Here is a 7,805-nt window from a genome sequence, read left to right on the forward strand (position 1 = left end):
TCCCTTATCATCCGCATATGGGTTTCAGGAGAAAATTCTGAAACCCTTATTTTTTGCCGTTAGGCGCATGTTTTCAACGTTTCTAGACTGTTTTACTTCTTTCCTGTTAGTTGCGTAAGAGAGCATATGAAAGCATAATAGAGCATGTGAGATAGGGGAAAAGATAGGGGAAAAAATCAACCCTATTTTCTTCCCCTATGAGAGACCTGAAGTGAGTGTGAAATTATGCGCAGGTTCGGCAATATTAGGAAAGTCAAAAAATACGGCAACGACTACTTGGAAGCGTCGTACCCTACACCAGTAGACGCGGCGCAAGAAAATCCCCTTCTTCCTGCGCGTATCACAAAGACCGTGAGAGCAGCCTATCGTGCAGACCTCGAAGTGTGGCTAGCTCAAGCCGAAAAAGATATTAAAAACGGCATGTGGGAACCGCCGCTACGTTTTAAGAAGAAGAATATTATCTCGGCAACGATTACTTTCAAAGAATACGCCGAGCAATATATTGTTGAACATCGTAAAGCCGATGGAAGTATGCTTGCGCCGACAACTATTGCACGGCATAAAGAATGGCTCCATCGTGATCTTTACCCGACATTCGGTTCGAGGGACATGCGAGCTATCAAGCCGTACGATATTCAACAATGGTGGGAAAACTTCGGCGTTGACAAGGCGGGTAACGGTAGGTCGCAACGCTATAATATTTATACTTTTTTGAGCTCTATTTTTAAGCATGCGGCGGAGGCACCGCTTGATGATACGGGTAGGACTCTCATAGTGTCTTCGCCGTGCATGATTAAAGCGGTCAAGCCGCGTAAGAAGCATGAGAGCATGGTTGCTGATTATGATGAGCTCAAAATCTTAGCAGCACACATGCCTGATTATCTTGCTATTTCTATTTATCTTGCTGGTGTGTGTGGTTTGCGTGAAGGAGAAGTCTGCGCTCTGACACGTAAGGATATCGACTTTGACTATCAGCGCGTGAACGTTGATAAGTCGGTGAAACAGATTAATGAGATTGGCCAGAAACGTAAGCTGATTGTTGGAGCGCCTAAAAGCGTGAATAGTATACGCAAAGTGCCATACCCTGAATGGTTAGAATCGATTTTGAAAAACCATATCGCACGGTTTGTCGAAGAACAAGATGACGCGCTACTTATCGTCTCGCCTAGAAATCGTGGTTTGCTGGCTCCGCAACAGTTGCGTGTGAACTGGTATAAAGCGTTAAAGCATGTGCCTAGGCTTGCTGGCATGCATTTTCACGATTTACGTCATACCGCGTTAACTCATTGGGGAGAAGCGGGAGCATCGCTTGCTCAACTTATGGAGGTGGCTGGGCATGCGGATATTAAGACAGTGACAGTGTATCAGCAGATTAGCCAACAGCAGCGCTCGCAAACCGCAGAAAAACTCAACGCACAAGCAACAACAATAAGCAAAACGAAAGATAACAGTGAGACAAATAGTCTTGTAAGCGTGCTTGAAAAACTACCTGTTGAACAGCAGGTGAATATTCTTAAAGCGTTAGATAAGATGAAGCAGGCGCAGATTATTAGTCAGTTACCTGCTGACAGGCAGGTAGAATTGTTACCGTTACTCCTATAATAGGTTGGTAAGAGTAGTCTTCTTAGCCTCTCTCTGTATGCTCAAATCTGAAGATTCTAAAAGCCCACCACCTTTAGCTCTAAAGTGGTGGGCTAAAATTTTTAATCAAGATGGAGCGTTTTCGCTGCTACGATCCATTCCGTAGAATTAATCTTCTCTCCAAGAATCCTCCCCGACTTTAAGAACCTGCGTACTTGGTAGAAGGAATACGCGCTCCTGTTCACCATATTCACCATATTCGTTATCTGCTTTAACGTACCTCTTACGGTTTTCTCACGCAACAGATAGCTACGTGAATTCTGTAATTCAGCTCTTACAGTAGCAATATCATTAACTGTTCCGCAATAGGAGCAGTCCTGCTCTTTCCGACTCTCAGAAGTGAATAATGGTTTGCTGCAGTGTACGCAGTAGCCTGCTAGTTTGCGTTCTTCAGGTTTGGTTAACGCTTTCTCGAGTTTCTTATCCGCTAACGTAAACCTCGCATAGAGAGTGGGAAACTCTGGAAGCGTATTCAACTTAGCCGCGCAACGCAGAATAATACTAGTGCATTCACTTATATGCGCGTTATGATGTGACGTGAGTTTCGTGGCCATATTCGCTAAAATCAGCCTACACTCCTCATACAATTCTGTCTTATCAAAATCGAGAGGCGCATCCACTATAGACGCGTGCACATGCACACTATTATTCATTAGGCGAGCTTCACGCTTCGCCAACAAATCCAGTACATGGAGCCTTCCCTCCCAGGTGGAGACGGTGAGTATGAATTCGTGGAGCTCGTGCTCGTTCAGAAAAGTTTCCATGCATCCTCCTTATAGTCTGCTGGATACCATAATCGTTTAAATTCTTCTAACTCAGCCTCAGTTGACTTAGGTAAATAAGCGAACACATCATCCGCTGTCTCCACTTTCTTAACAGGGAAAGTAAAGTCTGCTGGCACACTATTCGGATTCACCTTCTTACAAAAATGCAACGGCAAATAATACAAGTCCTTCTTCAACATGGTGGACACAGCAGTACGCAAACTAGGGAAACCTGGATTACCATCTACCTGCACGCTGGTCAACGTCCACGCACGGTTGAGAATAATCATGACTGTTAAATCGTCTTCACCGTGGATAAGTTTTTGATCATATACTTCCCAGACTGGTTTTCCACGCCATTCGATAATCGGCTGCCCACACGTACAATAGGTGGCGTATAGTCTACTGATTTTTGGTTTGCTGGTAATCTGTTGTACCCAGGGCGCAAACTCATTATTCTCGTTGACTGTCATATGCGTTTAGATTCCTACCTGCCTGCAAATACTCTTCCACATAGCAATCACTTCACGTTCAGGCAAACCCGATAATCGTGCGCGCTCGCACAGGTCAGTGTAAATACGTTCCATATTCTCAGGATGGTTCACCACTCGCCCGTAAGCCCAATCATGGAGGACTTGGTTTCTTGAGCCTTTCGGAACGGCGCTCATGTCTACAGGCGGTTCAGAATCATCACCACCGTAATTGTTGGCTCGTTGCAAGAGTTGCGCTAGAGGAGAAGCTGGCGTAGTAGACGATGTGTTCGCTGTGTTTGCAGGGGTAGGTTGCTGTGGCTTGGCAATGCAGTCCATTTGGTCGAGCCAACGTATTAAAGCAAGACTTAACTCAGGAATACTGTCACCATTAGGCATGTCACACACAGAGTATGTTCCAGCGTGAGTTTGTGACCCAGCACCTATCACGTAGCCTTTACCGTCTACACGCAGGTCTATATGGTAGCCGCCGACCATTACGCGATTCTTCACATTCCCTGTAAGTTCAGCGGGAAGCTTATAGTAGGCGTGTACACCACCTGATGGTGTTTGCACAAGATACGTCTTCGGGAAATCCAAAGAACCATAGCGTCCGACAGACAATTGCAAGGACTGCCAACCAGAATCTTCACCATCATTCTTCGGCATATCCATATCAAGAACGATATAGCCTTCGCGTGGTACAACACCATAAGCAGTGGTACCTGGGATAATAGATGTGTCTGTATCAGGGTCTTCCGCAAGCTGCTTCCAGTGGTATGCGGTTTTGTCTGCTGTGGCTGGGACGAAATCACAGGCGAACCCCACACTGTCAGCAGTTATAATCTCGTCTAACGGTTCAGGCACATCTACTGGCTTTGATTCTCCTTCTAATTGTTCCTGGTCTTTCTGCCATGCAGCACGATATGGTGTGAATCGTTGTTCATTCGCTACGACAAGCACACGAAGCGAAGAATTATTTACCCACTTCACACTAGTTTTTAAGCCGAGCTTACTTATCGCATTCTTATGCTCACGCGCTGAAACAGGATACGGGTTATTGCGTGAAATCGCGTACCCGTTCATGCAGATCTCGTCAACCAACCATTGCTCAGCCTCACTCAAATCACTTGCTGAACCAATACTCACGTCATAAAATGGTTTATCCCCCTCGTGCAACCAGAGCAAACAGGATGCCATAAGGAACGGAGCAACGCCGAAAGTCTTACGAAATTCTAAGAGCTTCAAAAAATCATCTGGTTTACGATTATCCTTCATACGAATGTAAACAAAGCGGCGAAATGCAGCATTCGACATCGTGGTAATCACAGGATTATTTGTCGCGATAATGAAAGTACAACGTGGAGTGAAGCTGACCGCGTTTTCTTGGATACGCCGAGCGGTCATACTATCGCCAGTAGAAATCTTCTTCAACGCAGTCAACTGGTCAGGCGTAATCGTATCCGCATCCTCGTCGAAAGCCCAGAGCGCACCAATCAGCTTACCTGTTTCTTGTTGCGTGTCGAAGCCACCATTACCGCGTCGCCCACCTAAGATTTTTTGAGAGTCAACGCTCGCGGTTAATCCTGGAAGAGATGACGCTAACGTGTTTAACAAAATACCTTTACCGTTCCCACCGTCACCGTAAAGCACATACGTTAAATGCTTATAATCTTCCAGCAGTGGAGTGGCGAACATGCGCGTAAGATTGGCGGCGCTCTTGTCATCTTCGGTTACATCATACAAAAACGTTTGTGCTTGCGTGGCGAGATCTTCATCATAGTATGCGTCGATGGTTACTTCGAAAGGCTCATTAAAATACGGTGACGAAATATCAATATCGACTACCTGTCCGTTGAAGCGGAGGAAGGCGCGGTCAGTGAACTTAATACCATGCCTCACGCGCATTTTACATTTACTGAGCTCTACACGCAGCTGGTCATTCCACGGCGTATACGTCTCCCTACCTGGCACGTGATATTCATTTTCTAAATTACTAATCGCATGCCATGAAGGTAATAGCTCGTTTTTGCCTGAGCGGTCTACGTCGCGCACGTAGATTGTCTTCTCATCCTCCCCCAGTAGCATATCACCGTTCTTGTAATCCCAGACGGCTTTGCAGTAGCCCTCAGCGGTGATGGGCTTCACACTATTCTTACGAATATTCACGGGAATACTCACGGTGCGTCCCAACCTGTCGGTGAACGAATAATCAGAGTTGAGCAATCCCAAGGATTCCACTGCCTGCAGTTCACGGTAGACGCGGTCTGCCATTTGTGGAGCGTCGGGGATTGGCGTGAAATGATATAAGCCTTTTTGCTTCATAACAATGCTTTCAACAAAAAATCAGGAAAAACGAGGTGGAGGTGAGTAGGGTAGCGTCAGTTTTTTATGACGCTACCCATCGTTAAAAAAAGGAATAGTGTTAGAATGCGATGCTATCCTGCTCCACAGCAGGTGTTTGAGGAGCACCTGCTAACGCATGGACGACAGCAACAGACGTATTCATTAACGCTGCGACTTCTTCCTCACTCTTACCTATATTGAGCAAAGCTTTAATATCATTCACGTTAGGCTGCGATACTGCTGTAGCAGGAATAGCAGCAGCAGGAGTAGCAGGTGTTACAGGTGCAGGTGTTGGAGTAGCTACAGGCGCTGGAGTAGTAGGCACTGCAGGAGCAGGTTCACCCGTATTCAATAGGTCGCCTACAGCAGCCTGACTAGCTGGCTTTACCGTAAACTCATACACTTTAGGAGGTTGAGGAGCGTTACCACGCTCACCAAACCCGACATACTTCATACTCATGTGATCACCAATGGAAGGTTCCTTCACGCCCGCCTTCTTGCATGCTTCGCGCAAAGCCTTCACCTGCACACCCCACCCCTTAATCCACAGGGAACGGCGGGAATCATCATCCTCATCTTCAGGAGGCAAAGAAGTCTGCAAAACAATATGAATCTGTTGCTTTGGGCCTCCAGATTGGAAAAACGCAGGCTGCTTAGTCTGAAAATCCTTCACCTGAGAAACCTCAATGCTGACCACTTCACCCTCGACCATAGCACCAATAGGACTATCCGTATTGAAGAATGCTTTTGCGCCGCCACCATTCATAAGTTGTCCAAGAGTGGAAAGCTTAGCTTGAGGAACAGCCTGCTGTCCAGGCGCATACTGCTGACCATAACCTTGAGGTTGAGCGTAACCATTACCATATACCATAATAATCTCCTTAATATTCTTAACTAATTTTGTTTAACTTATGCCATTCATCACGATTGAAAGTTGCAGGAATCAAATCCGCAAGCATTAGTAAATGCTCATCAATCTCCACCTTGGATAAATCACCGAACTCTTGAGCCAAACCACTATCCGCCCACGTTCCGCAATCAAAGCAATGCGTGGTCGAACGAGGAAGCCTGCTAATCCACGCATCCCTGACATCCGTACCCTGATAATTAATCTCCAACAGTCCGAGCAGTTGAAGAATCCATTGTGCACGCCATAACGCCCACTCACCGAGCTCACGGTTGAACGGAACCTCCCATGCGTACATATCACCCAAATTCATAGAAGTACGGGGAAGGAAATAAATACAATTCTTATCCACGCGAATGCCTTCGTTTTCTAAGCCAATTCCATAGAGTGAAGCTTGCACGCGATATTGTTGACTTGGCTCATTAGCCTTAGCGTTCTTCAACGAGGTAGTGCCGACAATCTTCCAATCCACGGTCGCATGATGCTCATAATCAACCAGATCGATACTGCCTGAAATAACCATCGGCTCCTGGTACGATCTGAGCAGACCAACGTTGACACGTTTCTCCGTCTCAAACCTCGGGTAAGCAGGCCCCTCAGTCACCACCTTATAATCCAGACCCTTAGACTGAGATAGTTGAGTGAATAACCTTTCGAAGTGTTCATGCACACAGGTGCCAATGAATGGTAGCCACGCGGCGCCCTTGATTTGCTTCCAACCGGCGAGCTTTGCCGCTAAGCAATGCACGCAGTCGGTTCCAAGCTCGCTAGGACCGATAGTCTTTTGAAGACTTCGTGGAGCGGAATTAATATTGTTCACGATAATCTGCTGAATCTCGCTCCACAACAACGGCTCATTATTCGCTGGTGTAGGCGTATTTGCAGACTGCGTATTGTTTTCTGCTTGCTCTGCTACGGCAAGCACGTCAGCTACGCTACTCATCTGTTATTTCACCACCACGGTAGGCTTGCTCACAGTCTGATACGCATCTAAATCTGCTGGAGCGATAGCATTTTTAATATTTTTCGTATGAGGCTTCAACTGGTAAAAGTCAGGATACTTCGACGCAGGATAAGCTTTCATAAACTTACGCTCATCCAACCTTCTAGAACCCTCACGCACTTGCACAAGCAACTCGTCTGCTTCATATGAGCCAGGCTTATGCGTATCAAGAATGCGCTGCTTAATCTGGTCGATTTCCGTCTGGCATTCCTCAATACGCGACTGTAAGAGTGCTATGCGTTTTGCTTCAAGAATCAACAAATTCTTCTTACTGAGCTCGTCTTTCTGCTCGTCTGTTAAATCAGCAAGATTTTCAACTTCCTGCACGCGTTCTAAAATCGATTCAGCAGGCTTAACAGTTTCTTGAATACCCATAATTTATAACCTTTCATAATATTTAAAAGTGGAAAGAACCTTGAGGTAATGGCAGCGCATGCACGCGATTCTTATGCAACGGCTGCAATTCTTTGTGTGCGTCAAGTATTTTCAATGCTTGCTCAATATCACACGGCGAACCAAGCACACCACACACACCACACTTCGGTAAGAGGAGACGTTTACTTGTCTGCGTCATCACATATCACCACCACATGCGTGTGAGGATCATAAGGTTCACCATCAAGCGACGCAGTCAACGGGTCTTCACCCCGCCGTTTACGAAGCCGACCAGACGC

General features: G+C 46.3%; 7 protein-coding genes. 1 reads left to right on the plus strand and 6 read right to left on the minus strand.

Annotation, left to right across the window (positions count from 1 at the left end; genetic code table 11):
- The first annotated feature begins 225 nt into the window (after positions 1–225).
- On the plus strand, positions 226–1,602 hold the full coding sequence (locus HMPREF2909_RS00175; RefSeq protein WP_071414773.1) for a tyrosine-type recombinase/integrase: 1,377 nt from the start codon (positions 226–228) through the stop codon (positions 1,600–1,602).
- Positions 1,603–1,703: 101 nt separating this feature from the next.
- On the opposite strand, the gene HMPREF2909_RS00180 is transcribed toward HMPREF2909_RS00175, so the two are convergent.
- The 6 genes from HMPREF2909_RS00180 to HMPREF2909_RS00205 all read right to left on the minus strand — a co-directional run bounded on the left by HMPREF2909_RS00180 (position 1,704) and on the right by HMPREF2909_RS00205 (position 7,506).
- Positions 1,704–2,405, minus strand: a complete 702-nt coding sequence (locus tag HMPREF2909_RS00180; RefSeq protein ID WP_071414774.1) for a hypothetical protein — start codon at positions 2,403–2,405, stop codon at positions 1,704–1,706.
- Positions 2,390–2,878, minus strand: coding sequence for a hypothetical protein (locus HMPREF2909_RS00185; protein WP_071414775.1), 489 nt, complete (start codon positions 2,876–2,878; stop codon positions 2,390–2,392). Before HMPREF2909_RS00185 ends, HMPREF2909_RS00180 begins: the two co-directional genes overlap by 16 nt.
- 6 nt (positions 2,879–2,884) lie before the next feature.
- Positions 2,885–5,200 carry a bifunctional DNA primase/polymerase gene (locus HMPREF2909_RS00190; protein ID WP_071414776.1) on the minus strand — a complete coding sequence of 772 codons (2,316 nt, stop codon included), beginning with the start codon at positions 5,198–5,200 and terminating at the stop codon, positions 2,885–2,887.
- A gap of 100 nt (positions 5,201–5,300) precedes the next feature.
- Complete coding sequence (locus HMPREF2909_RS00195; protein WP_071414777.1) at positions 5,301–6,092, minus strand: hypothetical protein; 792 nt, start codon at positions 6,090–6,092, stop codon at positions 5,301–5,303.
- Positions 6,093–6,111: 19 nt separating this feature from the next.
- Complete coding sequence (locus HMPREF2909_RS00200) at positions 6,112–7,071, minus strand: hypothetical protein (protein WP_071414778.1); 960 nt, start codon at positions 7,069–7,071, stop codon at positions 6,112–6,114.
- A gap of 3 nt (positions 7,072–7,074) precedes the next feature.
- Complete coding sequence (locus HMPREF2909_RS00205) at positions 7,075–7,506, minus strand: hypothetical protein (RefSeq protein ID WP_071414779.1); 432 nt, start codon at positions 7,504–7,506, stop codon at positions 7,075–7,077.
- Positions 7,507–7,805: the final 299 nt, after the last annotated feature.

It is taken from the genome of Alloscardovia sp. HMSC034E08, assembly GCF_001813415.1.
GTDB lineage: Bacteria > Actinomycetota > Actinomycetes > Actinomycetales > Bifidobacteriaceae > Alloscardovia > Alloscardovia omnicolens.

Coding starts and splice junctions, on each gene's coding strand:
- HMPREF2909_RS00175 (WP_071414773.1), top strand. CDS start 226: ATGCGCAGGTTCGGCAATATTAGGAAAGTCAAAAAATACGGCAACGAC.
- HMPREF2909_RS00180 (WP_071414774.1), bottom strand. CDS start 2,405: ATGGAAACTTTTCTGAACGAGCACGAGCTCCACGAATTCATACTCACC.
- HMPREF2909_RS00185 (WP_071414775.1), bottom strand. CDS start 2,878: ATGACAGTCAACGAGAATAATGAGTTTGCGCCCTGGGTACAACAGATT.
- HMPREF2909_RS00190 (WP_071414776.1), bottom strand. CDS start 5,200: ATGAAGCAAAAAGGCTTATATCATTTCACGCCAATCCCCGACGCTCCA.
- HMPREF2909_RS00195 (WP_071414777.1), bottom strand. CDS start 6,092: ATGGTATATGGTAATGGTTACGCTCAACCTCAAGGTTATGGTCAGCAG.
- HMPREF2909_RS00200 (WP_071414778.1), bottom strand. CDS start 7,071: ATGAGTAGCGTAGCTGACGTGCTTGCCGTAGCAGAGCAAGCAGAAAAC.
- HMPREF2909_RS00205 (WP_071414779.1), bottom strand. CDS start 7,506: ATGGGTATTCAAGAAACTGTTAAGCCTGCTGAATCGATTTTAGAACGC.